Here is a 15,565-nt window from a genome sequence, read left to right as displayed (position 1 = left end):
TAGAAAAACACACGAGACCTAAAACAAGTAATACATAAGACAAGTAATAGCTAAGAGAAGTAGCAACCAAGTTAATAAACAAGACACATAAAAAATAACAGTGAGAGAAATTACTAATGAGTTTAACAACGCTGATTCAAACGAAACAAAGCTCTAGTCGAACGATGGTCGACGAGCAGCGTATTGATTGTCAGTTTGTTGACCATCGTAGTTATCTCACAGAACAAGAAATCACCGATATTGAGCATGAAACAACGATACTGGAAACGCGCGAAGCGGCGGGCATCGAGGCGTTGAAGATAGTTCAACATAATCGAGGCTGGATAAGTGATGAAAGTTTATATGCAATCAGTGATTTGCTACAGATACCGGCTGCTACATTAGAGGGGGTGGCGACGTTTTATAATCTCATTTATCGTCAAAAAGTTGGCAAACATGTGATCCATGTCTGTGACTCTATCAGTTGTTATTTAACTAGTTACCAAGAAATTTTAGATACGTTAAAGACCACTCTAAATATTGAATATGGGCAAACATCAGATGATGGCATGTTCACCTTAATTTCGAATGCGTGTCTTGGAGGCTGCGATAAAGCGCCAACCATAATGGTCTCCGGAGTACATTACCAACAACTCACGCCAGGTAAAGTTATCGATATTATTCACTCGCTCAAGCAGGGGAAGCAGCCTGAGCCAGAACATATAGCTGAGGCAGAAGATATAGCTGAGCCAGAAGATATAGCTGAGCCAGAAACTATAGCTGCGCAAGATAATTTAGCAGACCAGAACAGCACTATTGAACAAGAGAACGGTAGCGAACAGAAAAAGAAAGGAGAGCGAGATGTCTGAACCAACGCTTTCCCTTAACACTAAACCGCTAACGGCATTAGTGAATACTAATAAACCGTTAGATTATGATGGCTATGTTGCCCAAGGTGGTTATCAAGGCGCGGAAAAAGCTGTGCTTCAGATGAGTCAAAAACAGTGTTTAGAATTGGTAAAAGAATCCGACTTAAAAGGCCGCGGCGGTGCTGGTTTTCCAACCGGTATGAAATGGAGTTTTGTGCCGATGTTTGACGATGATGACGGTCCTCATGCAAAAGCCAATGCGCCGGATAATAAATACTTAATATGTAATGGCGATGAAATGGAGCCAGGCACCTTTAAAGACCGCCTATTACTCGAAGGCATTCCACATCAGTTGATTGAAGCGATGATCATCGCATCCTATACCATAGGCGCCAATAAAGCCTATATTTTCTTAAGAGGCGAGTATTTTGTCGCCGCCAAACGTTTGCAAAGCGCCATTGACCAAGCCTATCAAAATAACTGGTTAGGCAATGATATTAAAGGTAGCGGATACCAATTAGATTTATACCTACATACCAGTGCCGGTCGTTATATTTGTGGTGAAGAGACCGCCCTTATCAATGCCCTTGAAGGGCGCCGCGCCAATCCTCGTTCAAAACCGCCATTTCCACAGGTGAGTGGTTTATTTGGCAAACCAACAATCGTTAATAATGTCGAAACACTGTCAAACTTACCTCACATTTTTAAACAAGGCAGTGAATGGTTTAAAGCCTTATCACCTAACAGTGACGCTGGTACTAAGATTTATGGCGCAAGTGGCAGAGTGAAAAATCCCGGTTTATGGGAAATGCCGATGGGCATGACAATTGGCCATGTGTTAAATGATAAAGCTGGCGGCATGATTGATGGCTTGAACTTCAAAGGTTTGTTGCCAGGCGGCGCGTCAACGGATTTTTTAGTCGCGGAACATTTAGACGTACCAATGGATTATGACAATATCGCTAAAGCGGGATCTCGATTAGGCACTGCTGGTTTGATTGTCCTTGATCACCTTAATTGTCCGGTGGGCATGGTGTTAAATTTACTGCAATTTTTCCATCAAGAATCATGCGGATTTTGCACACCTTGTCGTGACGGTACGCCATGGGTCGTTGAAATATTAACACGCATTGAGAATGGCTTGGGCACAATGGATGACATTGATGCCTTACATAAACTGTGTGACTTTATGTGGATAGGCAAAACCCATTGTGCACTGGCACCAGGCGCAGTTGAGCCCCTTAGAAGCTCGCTGAAGTACTTTATAGATGATTATGTTGAGCATATCGAGCAGGGTTGTTGTACCTACAAGCTTGGAAAACAAAAAGTCTCCGTAGGAGGTAGTCATGGCTAATGCTAACACCGGCACTAATTTTGATGCTAGCACTGAAAACATGATCACTATCTACGTTGATGGTACGGCTTATCAAGTTGAAAAAAGTGATAACCTGCTTGCCGCGGTATTATCTAGCAAGCTTAACTTGCCTTACTTTTGCTGGCATCCATCGATGGGCTCTATCGGGGCCTGCCGTCAATGTGCGGTCACGGTTTATAACGATGACAGCCAAACCCAAGGGCGGTTAGCGATGGCCTGCATGACGCCAGTAAATGATGGCATGCACATAGGGTTAGGAGATAATTATTCATCGGCATTTCGTGAGCAAATAATCTCGGCGATGATGACTAATCATCCTCACGATTGTCCGGTTTGCGCTGAAGGTGGTGAATGTCACTTACAGGATATGACTGTGATGACAGGGCATTCCGTAAGACAGTACAAAGGCGATAAACGTACCTTTAGTAATCAAAATTTAGGGCCATTAATTGGTCATGAGATGAATCGCTGTATTACCTGTTATCGTTGTGTTCGTTATTACAAAGACTATGCTGGTGGCGATGATTTTGGTGTGTTTGGATCAAAAAATCGAGTATATTTTGGTCGTCAACAAGATGGCGTATTAGAAAGCGAGTTTTCGGGTAACTTGGTTGAAGTATGTCCAACTGGAGTATTTACAGACAAGCCTTTTTCAGCGCACTATGCCCGTAAATGGGATCTGCAGTCTTCGCCATCGATCTGCCAAGGTTGCAGTGTCGGTTGTAATATCAGTGTCGGCGAACGATATGGCTCTGTGCGTCGTGTGGTCAACCGATATAATTACGATATCAATGGTTATTTTCTCTGTGATCGTGGCCGTTTTGGCTTCGGTTATGTCAATAGCGATGATCGAATTACTCAGGTTCGTGGTCTGTCTTTTAGTAGTAATAGCAGCTTAGCCAATAGAAATAGCGGTAATGTTGTTGATGCTAATCAACAGCAGACAAACGCTCCTTTGACCAATCCATCGAGTAAGGATTTACGCATAGCGTTAGCCAAATATAAAGGCGAATCGTTCGCCGCCATTGGCTCTGCGCGGGCTAGTTTAGAAACGAATACCGTTTTAAAACACTTATTTGGCAGCGAAAACTTTTGTTCGGGTTTAACCAACAAACAACAGCAACTTTTATCTTTATCCGCTAAGCAATTAAAAATTGACTCCGCAGCAAATATTGAATCGCTAAGCATAAAACAAATTGAGCAAAGTGACTGTATTATTGTTCTCGATGAAGATATCACTCAAACATCGCCGCGAATTGCACTGGCAATCCGTCAAGCGAGCCGAAAATTAGGGATTGAAAAAGCAGCAAGTTTGGGCATTCCGTTTTGGCAGGATGAAGCGGTAAAAAATGCAGCGGGGCAACTAAAAACACCGTTATTCATTAGCGATATTGCCGCCACCAAGTTAGATGATATCGCCACTCATCGACTGTTTAGCTCAAGCAAAGAATCCGTAATGTTAGTGCAGGCGATTAGTGTATTGTTTCACTCCTTTTATAAAAATGCATTGGATACAAATGCATTGGATACAAATGCATTGGATACAAATGCATTAGAAAAAAATGGATTAGATAAGAGTACATTAGATGCTAGCTTGCTCGCTGCATTTAAGCTTAATAAACGCCAACAACAGTTTGTTATCGATGCCGCAACCGCACTAGTTGGCGCTAACAGCCCATTAATCGTCACCGGACACAGTCGCGAAAATATTGCTTTAATTGAAAGTGTGCAAGCGCTGGCACATCTGACAGAACAAAACCACTCAACAAAACTCAATGTATTGATTATGCCAGAGCAGGTGAATAGCATTGGATTGCATGCCATAACCGATGAAAATACGCTAACCCTTGAGGCACTAATTGAAAAACTTGAGAGCAAGGCTGTTACAGGTCTAATTGTCGCTGAACACGAATTATCGAATTTAACAGCCTCTGTGCAACAACAATTATTATCAGCTGCCAATGCTGTTATTGCGCTTGATCATAACGAGTCTATTGTGAGCCAAAATGCCGATGTGGTATTACCGGCAGCAGCGTTTAGTGAATCGCAAGGCTTGGTGGTCAATTATCAAGGAAGAGCACAGTGTTTTTACGCAACGTTTGCCGCCAAACTGCCGATATTGCCAAGCTGGCGTTATTTAACGGTTATCGACCAAGTACTAGGCAAAGGTCAATTAAATGATGCCAAAAACCTAAGTGAATTATGGCAAATACTTTCTCACATAGAATCCGCGTTTCCAAATACAGAGCAATTTATTGCCGAACAATTTTTAAATAAAACCGCACGACAAACTCACCGAGCTTCAGGGCGCACCGCGATGATGGCAAATCAAAGCGTTCATGAAGCAAAAGCCTGTATCGATGAAAATAGCCCTTATAAGTTTTCAATGGAAGGTCGTAATATTCTCAACGATTTGGCTAAATCTGCGTCTATGCCTTTTACTTGGGCACCCGGTTGGAACTCCAATCAGGCGGTAAGTAAGTACCAACAAGTTGTTTCTGGAAAACTCAATAATCCAAATTCTGAAGTACAGATATACGATCCAAAAAGTAAAAGTTTAGGAAAAGAGTCTGCACTGAAAGATAAATCTCCTGTCGATGTCGTTGACAGCAATGTTCAAGATTCGCCGTTTAATATCATCATTGGTAATCATATTTTTGCTGATGACTATCTAGGACGAAAAGGTATTGAACTGGCATTGATGTCACCCGTACCGCAATTAATTATCTCAACGCGAATGGCTAAAGGATTAGAGCTTAATGATTGTTCCCATATCAAAATTGTTAACGACAAGAATGAATATGTGTGTCGATTAGAGCTCACCGACGACATTAGTCAAAATACAGGGCTACTTTTTCTTGCCCAGCAAAGTCACTGTAAAATAGAGTTCGCTCAAGGAAGCAGTGCAAATGCACCTCAATCGTCCGTGTTGCAAGCCAATCAAATTAGCGTCGCCAGTAAAGCTGAAGCAGATGATTTTGAGTTAAAACTTAAGGTCTCGGTAAACGAGCTTGAACAACAAAAACAGGCATTACTTAAACGGTTAAAAGAGAACGATCAATTTATACCTATCCGTCTTATGGCAGGAGGTTTAGATGATCATTAAGCTGGTCGAAATTGTTTTAATTCTTGCACTACTTATTCCTATTGCTGCAATGCTGGTGTGGGTCGAACGTCGCTTAATTGGTATATGGCAAGACCGTTTAGGGCCTAACCGAGTAGGGCCTTTCGGGATTTTACAATCACTTGCCGACTTATTAAAAATCTTAGGAAAAGACGAGTTTAACCCGAAATTTGCCGACAGCGGATTATTTATGGCGGCCCCTATTATTGCCGCAGTCACGGTATTGATGAGTTTTGTCGTAGTGCCATTTTCCGACACCATTGGCGTTTCAAACCTAAACATAGGGCTATTATTTTTCTTAGCGATGACATCCCTTGCTGTCTACGGCGTCGTACTTGCCGGTTGGGCATCAAAGAGCAAATACGCTCTACTCGGCAGTATGCGCGCGGCAGCACAAACCATAAGTTACGAAGTGTTTATGGGACTTTCGGTAATGGGCGTTGTGCTTTTAACCGGCAGTTTTAATCTTAGAGATATCGTTATGGCGCAACAAGACGGTTGGTTTATTAGCTCGCAAATTATTGGATTCTTTGTGTTCTTAGTAGCAGGAATTGCTGAGTCTCATCGACTACCGTTTGATTTACCTGAAGCTGAAACCGAACTTACCGCTGGTTTTCATACAGAATACTCAGGATTAAAGTTTGCCTTGTTCTTCCTTGGTGAATATTTAGGTGTAACACTAATTTCAGCGATGTCGGTAACTCTGTTCTTTGGCGGCTACTTACCGCCAGGAATCTTACCTGATGCCATCGGCGCGGCGGTCCCTGGCCTTGTTTGGTTTGTTTTAAAAGTCGCTTTGTTGATCATGTTCTTCATCCTATTGCGCACTTCATTGCCAAGGCCGAGATTCGATCAACTGCTCGAATTTGGCTGGAAAGTCATGCTGCCATTGGCGTTATTTAATTTGTTACTTACTGCAGTGTTGAAACTTACTGGTGTGATTGGCGGAGGCATGCATGGTTAAAATGATTTATAGCCAACTGCGTACCATGGCTTTAGTGCTTAAACATACGTTTACCAAAGCCGATACGGTTGAATATCCGGAGCAGAAACCTTATTTAGCACCGCGTTATCGAGGCCGAATAGTTCTTACCAGAGATCCCGATGGTGAAGAGCGCTGCGTCGCTTGTAATTTATGTGCGGTTGCGTGCCCGGTTGATTGTATTTCTTTGCAACAAACCATAGATGAACAAGGGCGCAAGACTGCGGAGTTTTTCCGCATTAACTTTTCACGATGCATTTTATGTGGATTCTGCGAAGAAGCCTGTCCAACTTATGCCATACAACTCACGCCTGATGTGGAATTGGCCGAATACGAGCGACAAAACTTAGTCTATGAAAAGGAACACTTGTTAATTAGTGGTCCTGGAAAATACCCAGATTATAACTTTTATCGTCAATCGGGTGTTGCTGCTGGGGTAAAAGATAAAGGTAGCGGTGAACACGAAAAACCACCGGTAAATGTAAAAGATCTAATGCCATAGTTGTAGATCTTGCCACAGTTGGCGAATTAGCAATTCAACAAAGCGAAATAAAGAAAAGAATTATGAAAACAGGTTCTAACCAATGATAAGCACAGACAGTATTGAACTAGATGCAAAACATAATGTCTCCGGAGAGAAATTATGATGATGCAATTGCCATTTTATATCGCCGGTGCAATCGCTATTTTCGCATCGCTTAAGGTGGTGTTAGGTAGCAATGCTATCCATGCGCTGCTGTATTTAGTGGTATCGCTATTAGCGGTGGCTGTGTGTTTTTATTTTCTTGGCGCGCCATTTGCGGCTGGGCTGGAAGTGATTGTTTATGCTGGCGCTATTTTAGTTTTATTTGTTTTTGCTGTAATGATGTTTGATTTACAAGGCGATGACGCAGATGTGCACTTCTCCGGACAATATTCTAACCCGCAAGCTGGTCAAAGCTTAAGTAAAGGCTCGGGTAGCAAGCCCGGTCAAGGTTTTGGTCATTGGTTTGGTCCATGTATTTTGGCGTTTATTTTGTTAGCAGAATTTATCTATGTGTTAGCTGTCAGCGAACACCCACTGCAAACCAGTACCATAATTGATGCCAAAGAAGTTGGTACTTTGCTCTATGGCCCGTATTTATTGGCAGTCGAGATTGCGTCATTTTTATTATTGTCGGGCTTGATCGGGGGTTACCATTTAGCTAAAGATACCGAGCAAGATAAGTTAGGGGGGCACTTATGATCCAAATCCCTTTAACTCATGGCATCGCCTTAGCGGTGATCTTGTTTATTATTGGCTTTGTTGGCGTCATTGCGAGACGCAACATCCTGTTTATGTTGATGAGCTTGGAGGTAATGTTAAATGCCGTAGGGGTTGCATTTATTAGCGCCGGAAGTGCTTATGCAGAAGCGGACGGGCAAATTATGTTCATCTTAATTTTAACCCTGGCCGCAGCAGAAGTTGCGTTAGGCTTAGCATTGCTGATCCAAATTAATAAACGACGTCAGTGTCTTGATGTTGATCGCCTGAACGAACTAAACGAGCTGAACACACTCAACGAGGGTAAGGGGTGAGCATGGATAGCACAATAGTAAATAGCTTAGCGATGCAGGTACTGTCATGGTTACCATTTTATCCGCTTATTAGCTTTTTATTGTTAATCACATTGTCTAAGCGATTATCTTGGCAACTAGCCTCGTTTATTTCAGTTGGCGCGGTAGGACTGAGTGCGTTAAGTAGCTTTTATTTATTACAGTCGGTAATGGTCGCTCCCGACTCGCAATTAACCGCGGTGCTGTGGCAATGGTTTAATCTTGGTGAAGAGACGATAAATGTTGCCTTACATCTCGATTCACTTTCAATGGTAATGACTCTTGTGGTCTCCGGAGTTGGTTTGTTAATTCATGCTTACGCCGCATCGTATATGCACAGTGACGAGAACTTCTCGCGTTTTATGGCCTATATGAACCTATTTATTTGCGCGATGTTATTGTTGGTTCTTGCCGATAATCTTGTATTGCTCTATCTAGGTTGGGAAGGCGTTGGTCTGTGTAGTTTCTTATTGATAGGCTTTTGGTATCAGCAACCTGAAAATGCGCTTGCCGCTAAAAAAGCTTTTATTGTTACTCGGATCGGCGATACGTTTTTAGCGATTGGTTTATTTTTACTATTTCGCGAAACCGGTACACTTACGATTGCAAGTTTATTTGATGGTCAAAACATAACGAGTTTGCATACCACATCATCAGATTCTGACATGCCATTTTGGATAGCATTATTATTGCTAGGTGGTGCGGTCGGTAAGTCGGCGCAATTGCCACTGCAAACTTGGCTACCAGATGCAATGGCAGGCCCTACGCCGGTAAGCGCATTAATACATGCAGCAACCATGGTAACAGCAGGCGTTTATTTAATTGCCCGTATGCAAGGTTTGTTTTTGTTAACACCAGAGGTGATGACATTAGTGTGTTGGGTTGGAGCGTTAACATTGTTGTTGGCGGGATTTGCGGCCTTAGCTCAGCGCGATATCAAACGAGTATTGGCCTATTCAACCATGAGTCAAATTGGCTATATGATGCTGGCATTAGGTGCGGGCGCATTTTCTGCCGGCATAATGCATTTAATGACCCACGCATTTTTCAAAGCGTTGCTATTTTTAACTGCGGGCAGCATTATCTTAGCGCTTCATCATCAACAGAATATCTTTAAAATGGGCGGCTTGTTTAAAAAATTACCGTTAATTTCAATATTGTTCTTTATTGGTATTGCCGCTTTAATTGCCTTTCCTGGCACATCAGGGTTTGTCTCAAAAGAAGCGATCATCGCTGAGTTATATGGCTCAGCTACGGCTGGCCCAGTGTTTTGGTATATGGCGATATTAGGTGCATTCATAACCAGTATTTATAGTTTTAGATTGGTATTTATTACCTTTTTTGGCCACTATCGTGGTGACGAGGAAGTTCATCCAGTTAAAGAAAAACTGCAACTGGTACCGTTAATTATCTTAGCTGCGCTGTCAATTGCTGGTGGTTTAATTAGCCTCGATTTATCAGCTGTATTAATCGCAGAAACTGGGCCGGATACCAATAATGCAGCACAAATGTCTCCGGAGTCTGCTGATGCAAGTTGGTTACATGCGGTAGCCATTGCCACCCCGTTTGTTGGTGCCATCATTGCCTATCTATTGTATTTTCCCAAAGCAAACTCAACGGTTCGAACAAGCAATTTTGCACTTTCCAACTTCTTTGCCGGTGGTTTAGGGTTTGACCGCTTGTATCAAGTATTGTTGGTCACGCCGTTTGTGTTTCTCGCACGCATTAATAAATCCGACCTAATTGATCAAATAGTTAACGGCATAAGCTGGAATGTGACGAGTTGGCATGAAGTATTCTCAGCTACGCAAAACGGTCAATTACGCTGGTATGCCGCAATGATAGGTATTGGTTTAGCGCTATTGTTGGGGGTTATTTTATAATGTTGACGCAATTATTATTATTAATCTTCGTCGGAGGTATTTTTGCTTGGGTTGTGGAGAACCATCGCCCCGGTACCGCTAAGTGGGTAAGTTTATTTACTATTATCATCGCGTCATTAAGCTTTATCGATGTTATCCGACAACACCCTGGTGTCTTTATCGACTACCTGCCATTTAGCCTTACTCCGTGGATTTCATCCTTTAATATCTATTACGCAACAGCAGCGGACAGCTTAAGCGTCGTCCTTATTTATCTTACCTTATTTCTTGCCGTGATCTGTATCTTAGTGTCATGGAAAGAAATCAAACATCGAGTCGGCTTTTACTACTTTAACTTAATGGCGTCTATTGCTGGAATAATTGGCGTATTTATCGCATCAGATTTATTTTTATTCTTCTTCTTTTGGGAAGTGATGTTATTGCCAATGACCGCGTTAATCGCTATTTGGGGTCATGAAAAACGAGTCTTTGCAGCGATTAAATTTTTTATTTTTACACAGCTTTCTTCACTGTTAATGTTGGTCGCAATTATCGCCTTAGCGTTTGTCCACAAGCAGCAAACCGGGGTGTTAAGTTTCGATTACTTTGCCTTGCAAAAATTAACTATCGACATTGAATTACAATGGTATTTAATGCTTGGTTTCTTTATTGCATTTGCGGTGAAACTCCCAAGTTTTCCAGTTCACAGTTGGTTGCCAGATGCGCATACGCAAGCACCAACTGCTGGTAGTGTTTTACTTGCCGGAGTATTACTAAAAACTGGTGCATATGGCTTGATTCGTTTTGTCTTGCCGTTATTCCCAGATGCCACCGAAGCTTTTGCTGATACGGCAATGTTGTTAGGTGTGATCAGCATCATTTATGGCGCCAAGTTAGCCTTTGCCCAAACCGACTTTAAACGCCTTGTCGCCTATAGTTCGATATCGCATATGGGGTTTATCATGTTGGCGTTATTTAGCTTTAATGCCATTGCCTATCAAGGCGCGTTAGTCACTATGGTCGCGCACGGATTAAGCAGTGCTGCACTATTTTCAATGGCCGGCTTTTTATATCAACGTTTACACAGTCGTGATTTGGTTATTATGGGCGGATTATTTGCCAGTGCGCCAATCATGGGCGGCATGTTATTAGCTTTTGTTGCAGCAGCATTTGGCTTACCAGGAATGCTTAATTTTGTTGGTGAATTTATGGCATTGGTTGGCAGTTTTGCCAGTAATCCAACAATGGTGATTATTGCCGCTCTCGGGTTAATTGGCTCCGCAATTTATGGCATGCACTTATTTCAGCGAAGCTTTCAAGGCAAGGTAAGTCACGAAATTATCGACTTAAATGCGAGAGAGTTATTGGTCTGCATATCCTTACTGGGCGCGCTTATATTGTTTGGTATGAAGCCGAATTTGTTACTTAATAATTTATTGGTAACTTCTGCAGGTGATTTAACGGTGATTCAACCAATTGCCAATGCTAATTCTAATGAAAAAGTGAATACAGGTGCGAATACAAATGCTAATACCCAAGCCGACTCACAACTAACATTATTAAAGCAAACCGCACTGCCGCGGATTTCAGCCCCTGTGATTAGCAGCAACAATGTGGAGAAAGGCGATGAGTGAACTTGAATTATTAGCCATTGCACCGCAAATAATTTTGTCTGCAGCTATCGTGATGCAATTGTTTATGATCGCTGTTAAACGCTCTATCAACATGATCCAATTATTTACTTTGGGCAGCATAATTATTGCTGCGACGAGTATATATTTAGTTCTACCCGCGTTAAATACACAAGCTACAATCTTGTTTTATTTTGATGGTTTTTCGCTGGGGATTAATGTACTTATTTTTGCCAGTGCGGCAGTTGTTACTATCGTGTCTAATCGTTATTTACGTACCGGCATTGAAGTGCACGATGAGTTCTACGTCTTGTTATTATTAGCAACACTTGGTGCCAGCATACTGGTTATCGCTAACCATTTTGCCAGCGTGTTTTTAGGCCTAGAATTACTATCTATTTCACTTGTTGCCATGGTGTGTTATTTACGAGATCGCAGTCAATCTCTAGAAGCGGCGATGAAATATTTAATACTCAGTGCAACGGCGTCGAGTGTGTTGTTATTGGGGATGGCATTTATCTATGCGTATAGTGGCGATCTAACCTTTAATTATATCAATACCGCAGTAAATATGGTTACAAGTGAGCAATCAAGAATATTGTTTTTTGTTGGCTCAGTACTGATACTTTGTGGTTTTGCTTTTAAGTTATCTTTGGCACCATTTCATTTTTGGACGCCAGATGTTTATCAAGGTGCTCCTGCACCGGTTACCATGTTTTTGGCGACTGTATCAAAGCTGTCGATGTTTGCGGTATTGGTTAAGTTTTGGTTTATCGCCGAACAATTTAAGCAACAGCAGTTACTCACAGTGATCACCATTATCGCTATAGCATCTATGTTGATCGGTAATCTATTAGCGTTAAAGCAAAGAAACCTAAAACGTTTATTGGCCTATTCATCCATCGCTCATATGGGCTATCTATTGATTATCTTAAAAGTCAGCGCTATTGAATCATTGCAACTTGCCTGGGAGTCGGCGTTATTTTATTTAATGGCGTACACCTTTTCGACCTTGTTATTGTTTACATTCTTAGGGCAAGTATCTAATGCTAACAAGGCCTGTGATGTCGATGATTTGGACAGTTTACGCGGGTTCTTTTGGCAAAACCCTATGCAAGCAAGTTGTTTAATGGTGGCAATTTTATCGTTGGCCGGTATCCCATTAACAGCGGGTTTTATCGGTAAATTTTACTTGTTATCAACCGCTGTTGTTAATGACGCATGGGTGTTACTTAGTGCCTTGGTTGTGGGTAGTGCAATTGCCCTTTATTACTATCTAACCATCATTTTTGTGATGTTTGATAAGCATGCTAGCACGGCATCTAGCGTCAGTGAGTCTAACAGCGCTAACACCTCAAACAGCACTAATACCTCAAACAGCTCTAGCGACTCAAGTATCGACTCTGATAAAGATAGTCCTAAGCCTATATTTAAGTTACACGCGATACCACATATTTTAATGGTGACCTTAGGTATTACATTATTATTGTTTGGCATCGTCCCCGATATTATTTCTGAAGAGGTTCGCATCTTTGCGCTTTCCAAGTTTGGCTAGCTTTGGCTAAATTTTGCAAATTCTGGTTAAATTCGGCTAGTTCATATTTTGGCAAATCTGCTAAATAGTGGTTAAAGTTACTAAATAAAAATGACAAATTTATAACAGAACTATGGGGGTAAACTTAATAAGCCTTATAAAACAATTACTTATAAAGTTGGCACTATACTTGTAATGTTTCCTGTAAGATTAATGTAAATATTAGGTTTTAATTTGGTAAAAATGGTCAATTTATAAAGGTTACTTAAAATAACCGATATAATTTGATTACTTTTTTCATTGAGCCTAAATAAACCAAACTAAATCGAATACGAGTTTAATAAAAATCAATATCAGGGATTTACTATGAAAATGACAAAAATTGCAGCACTAATTACCGGTTTACTTATTTTACCTGGTTGTGTGATCCACGTTGGCGCGAACGGCACCAGTGCAGATGTTAATATTGAAGAAAAACTAACATTGAACTCCGCAGATATTAAAACACTTGAAATTGACGCCGGAGCAGGTTTTCTAATTGTAAATGGTAACAAACAAGCGACCAACATTGATGTTGATGCTGATATCTATACCACTGATGACAAAGACTATGAGTTAACACTAACAAGAAAAGGCGACAAAGCTGTACTTGTAGCTAAACATAGTTCGGTTCGTATTTCGTGGGGCGATTCTCCAAAAATCAATGTCACTGTTTCAGTACCAGATAGCATTGCTCTAGATATTGATGATGGCTCAGGTTCAATTGATGTGAATAACATTAACAGCAACGTTGATATTAAAGATGGCTCAGGCTCATTAAATGTAAAAAATATCCAAGGTAATTTAAACATCGATGATGGCTCGGGGTCACTAGAAGTTGCCAATGTAAGTGGTGATGTTGAGATTGAAGATGGCTCGGGCTCAATGTTTGTGACTGATATTAGTGGCAGTGTCAATGTTGACGATGGCTCAGGTGAAATGGTTTTACATCACATCGGTGGCACCGTCGTTATTGACGATGGCTCGGGTAGCATTGAAGTAAAAGATGCTGGCGGTCTTAGAATAACTGAAAGCGGCTCTGGTGGTGTGAACATCAAAGAAATTAAAGGCAAAGTAGACGTAGATTCTTAACCTAGAAACTCGCTTTTACAATATATTTTCCCAATAACACGCTCTACGAAAGTAGGGCGTTTTTTTATTTTTAAGCACTTTTAATTTGCTTGAGGCGCAAAAGGAGGTAACTGAGGTGATGTACTGCTTTTGTAAGAAGTTTTGTAATAAGTTTTGTAAGAAGTTTTGTAAGAAACGCTAGCGACTTTAACGTTAATTAAAACAACCTATTGCCATTCTAAGTGAACTGTAAGACTAAAATCTGCTTTATTTCATATCGATAAAATTAAGCTAATATTAAGACGTTACTTATAAAGGTTTGATATCGGCGGGAATAAAATGAAAACTGTTTTAAAGACTTTCTACAAAACCAAAACCAAAACCAAAACCAAAACCAAAACCAAAACCAAAAGTAAAAGTAAAACTCTGGGTAAAGCTGTGGCAGCTATTTGTCTCATGGCCAGTATTTTTAGCGCTAGTTATGCATCGGCGATAACAGCTCTTTCTGTTTCAGCTAAAGCTTCTCTCGTTGTTTCAGCTAAAGCTTCAGTGGCAACCCCAACAGTAACCCCAGCAGCGACCAATAGTGCGCTACTTGAAATTAAAGAATGGCAAGTGCCATGGCCGAAAACTCGCCCTCGCGATCCAGCAGTAGATAGTAATGGAGTCGTCTATTTTTGCGGTCAGGGCGGCAATTATATTGCCAGCTTAGATCCTAAAACTGGTGAATTCAAACAGTTTACCCTGCCAGATAATACTCACCCTCATAACTTGATCATCGATAAAAACAATATGATTTGGTATGCCGGTAATCGCAATAATCATATTGGTAAGCTCAACCCTGTTGATGGCAGCATCGAGAAAATAATGATGCCTGGCAAAATAGAAATAGACCCTCACACCTTAATATTTAATAAGCAAGGCGATATCTGGTTTACCGCACAATGGGGGAATCAAGTAGGGCGCTTAACCACTAGCACTGGTAAAGTTGATTTGATTGATATGAAGATTGCCCATGCGCGACCATATGGCATCAAAATGTCAGCGCAAAATATTCCTTATGTGGTGCTATTTGGCACTAACAAGGTCGCTAAAATTAATGCTGATGAATTATCTTTTTCACTCATCGACTTACCTGACGCCAATGAGCGTCCACGACGACTGGAAATAACCAGCACCGACTTACTGTACTATCTTGATCATAAAACAGGCTATCTTGGCGAAGTTGACCTCAACACCGAACAAATCACCAAATACGCCATGCCAGAAGGTAATAAAGCGAAATTGTACGGCTCGGCCATGGATAGTAATAATCGAATCTATGTGGCTCTCACCGGCACTAAGCCTGTTAAAATTAGAGTGTTTGATTCAAAAACTAAACAATTAATAGCTGAGGCTGATGTACCAAGTGGCGGTGGCAGTGTTCGTTACATGTACTATCACCAAGCAAGCGATGAAGTTTGGTTTGGTAGCGATGCCAATACGATTGGCGTTATAAAGTTAATACAACAAGCAAAAGACTAA

Annotated in this window: 12 protein-coding genes; all 12 read left to right on the top strand. The window is 41.3% G+C overall.

Translation table 11 applies throughout. The features are described 5' to 3' along the window. Positions 1-116: 116 nt before the first annotated feature. Positions 117-848: an NADH-quinone oxidoreductase subunit NuoE gene (gene nuoE, locus LT090_RS11205; RefSeq protein WP_068547480.1), complete on the top strand. Its 732-nt coding sequence runs from the start codon at positions 117-119 to the stop codon at positions 846-848. Continuing rightward, a complete protein-coding gene (nuoF, locus tag LT090_RS11200) occupies positions 841-2,202 on the top strand; it encodes an NADH-quinone oxidoreductase subunit NuoF (RefSeq protein ID WP_068547478.1) in 1,362 nt (453 codons plus the stop codon). Before nuoE ends, nuoF begins: the two co-directional genes overlap by 8 nt. Next, entirely contained in the window at positions 2,195-5,329 is a 3,135-nt protein-coding gene (gene nuoG, locus LT090_RS11195; RefSeq protein ID WP_068547477.1) for an NADH-quinone oxidoreductase subunit NuoG, read from the top strand. Before nuoF ends, nuoG begins: the two co-directional genes overlap by 8 nt. Then, positions 5,319-6,311 (top strand): NADH-quinone oxidoreductase subunit NuoH, encoded by a 993-nt coding sequence (nuoH, locus tag LT090_RS11190; RefSeq protein ID WP_068547475.1) that lies wholly within the window; start codon positions 5,319-5,321, stop codon positions 6,309-6,311. Before nuoG ends, nuoH begins: the two co-directional genes overlap by 11 nt. After that, the gene (gene nuoI / locus LT090_RS11185) at positions 6,304-6,831 is read left to right on the top strand and encodes an NADH-quinone oxidoreductase subunit NuoI (RefSeq protein ID WP_198360703.1); all 528 of its coding nucleotides are present in this window, start codon (positions 6,304-6,306) and stop codon (positions 6,829-6,831) included. Before nuoH ends, nuoI begins: the two co-directional genes overlap by 8 nt. Before the next feature lie 141 nt (positions 6,832-6,972). Next, positions 6,973-7,554: an NADH-quinone oxidoreductase subunit J family protein gene (locus LT090_RS11180; RefSeq protein WP_226996471.1), complete on the top strand. Its 582-nt coding sequence runs from the start codon at positions 6,973-6,975 to the stop codon at positions 7,552-7,554. Then, positions 7,551-7,886, top strand: a complete 336-nt coding sequence (nuoK, locus tag LT090_RS11175) for an NADH-quinone oxidoreductase subunit NuoK (RefSeq protein WP_068547473.1) — start codon at positions 7,551-7,553, stop codon at positions 7,884-7,886. The genes LT090_RS11180 and nuoK overlap by 4 nt, the downstream gene beginning before the upstream one ends. Before the next feature lie 2 nt (positions 7,887-7,888). Beyond that, positions 7,889-9,787: an NADH-quinone oxidoreductase subunit L gene (gene nuoL, locus LT090_RS11170; RefSeq protein WP_226996470.1), complete on the top strand. Its 1,899-nt coding sequence runs from the start codon at positions 7,889-7,891 to the stop codon at positions 9,785-9,787. After that, on the top strand, positions 9,787-11,400 hold the full coding sequence (locus LT090_RS11165; RefSeq protein ID WP_068547472.1) for a complex I subunit 4 family protein: 1,614 nt from the start codon (positions 9,787-9,789) through the stop codon (positions 11,398-11,400). The genes nuoL and LT090_RS11165 overlap by 1 nt, the downstream gene beginning before the upstream one ends. Beyond that, positions 11,393-12,952, top strand: a complete 1,560-nt coding sequence (locus LT090_RS11160) for an NADH-quinone oxidoreductase subunit N (RefSeq protein ID WP_068547470.1) — start codon at positions 11,393-11,395, stop codon at positions 12,950-12,952. The genes LT090_RS11165 and LT090_RS11160 overlap by 8 nt, the downstream gene beginning before the upstream one ends. Before the next feature lie 345 nt (positions 12,953-13,297). After that, positions 13,298-14,062 carry a DUF4097 family beta strand repeat-containing protein gene (locus tag LT090_RS11155; RefSeq protein ID WP_068547468.1) on the top strand — a complete coding sequence of 255 codons (765 nt, stop codon included), beginning with the start codon at positions 13,298-13,300 and terminating at the stop codon, positions 14,060-14,062. 318 nt (positions 14,063-14,380) lie between these two features. Further along, positions 14,381-15,565 (top strand): Vgb family protein, encoded by a 1,185-nt coding sequence (locus tag LT090_RS11150; RefSeq protein WP_082897246.1) that lies wholly within the window; start codon positions 14,381-14,383, stop codon positions 15,563-15,565.

Source organism: Thalassotalea crassostreae, assembly GCF_001831495.1.
GTDB classification, from domain to species: Bacteria; Pseudomonadota; Gammaproteobacteria; order Enterobacterales; family Alteromonadaceae; genus Thalassotalea_A; species Thalassotalea_A crassostreae.
This window is presented reverse-complemented; position numbering and strand designations above follow the sequence as displayed.

Coding starts and splice junctions, on each gene's coding strand:
- nuoE (WP_068547480.1), top strand. CDS start 117: ATGAGTTTAACAACGCTGATTCAAACGAAACAAAGCTCTAGTCGAACG.
- nuoF (WP_068547478.1), top strand. CDS start 841: ATGTCTGAACCAACGCTTTCCCTTAACACTAAACCGCTAACGGCATTA.
- nuoG (WP_068547477.1), top strand. CDS start 2,195: ATGGCTAATGCTAACACCGGCACTAATTTTGATGCTAGCACTGAAAAC.
- nuoH (WP_068547475.1), top strand. CDS start 5,319: ATGATCATTAAGCTGGTCGAAATTGTTTTAATTCTTGCACTACTTATT.
- nuoI (WP_198360703.1), top strand. CDS start 6,304: ATGGTTAAAATGATTTATAGCCAACTGCGTACCATGGCTTTAGTGCTT.
- LT090_RS11180 (WP_226996471.1), top strand. CDS start 6,973: ATGATGATGCAATTGCCATTTTATATCGCCGGTGCAATCGCTATTTTC.
- nuoK (WP_068547473.1), top strand. CDS start 7,551: ATGATCCAAATCCCTTTAACTCATGGCATCGCCTTAGCGGTGATCTTG.
- nuoL (WP_226996470.1), top strand. CDS start 7,889: ATGGATAGCACAATAGTAAATAGCTTAGCGATGCAGGTACTGTCATGG.
- LT090_RS11165 (WP_068547472.1), top strand. CDS start 9,787: ATGTTGACGCAATTATTATTATTAATCTTCGTCGGAGGTATTTTTGCT.
- LT090_RS11160 (WP_068547470.1), top strand. CDS start 11,393: ATGAGTGAACTTGAATTATTAGCCATTGCACCGCAAATAATTTTGTCT.
- LT090_RS11155 (WP_068547468.1), top strand. CDS start 13,298: ATGAAAATGACAAAAATTGCAGCACTAATTACCGGTTTACTTATTTTA.
- LT090_RS11150 (WP_082897246.1), top strand. CDS start 14,381: ATGAAAACTGTTTTAAAGACTTTCTACAAAACCAAAACCAAAACCAAA.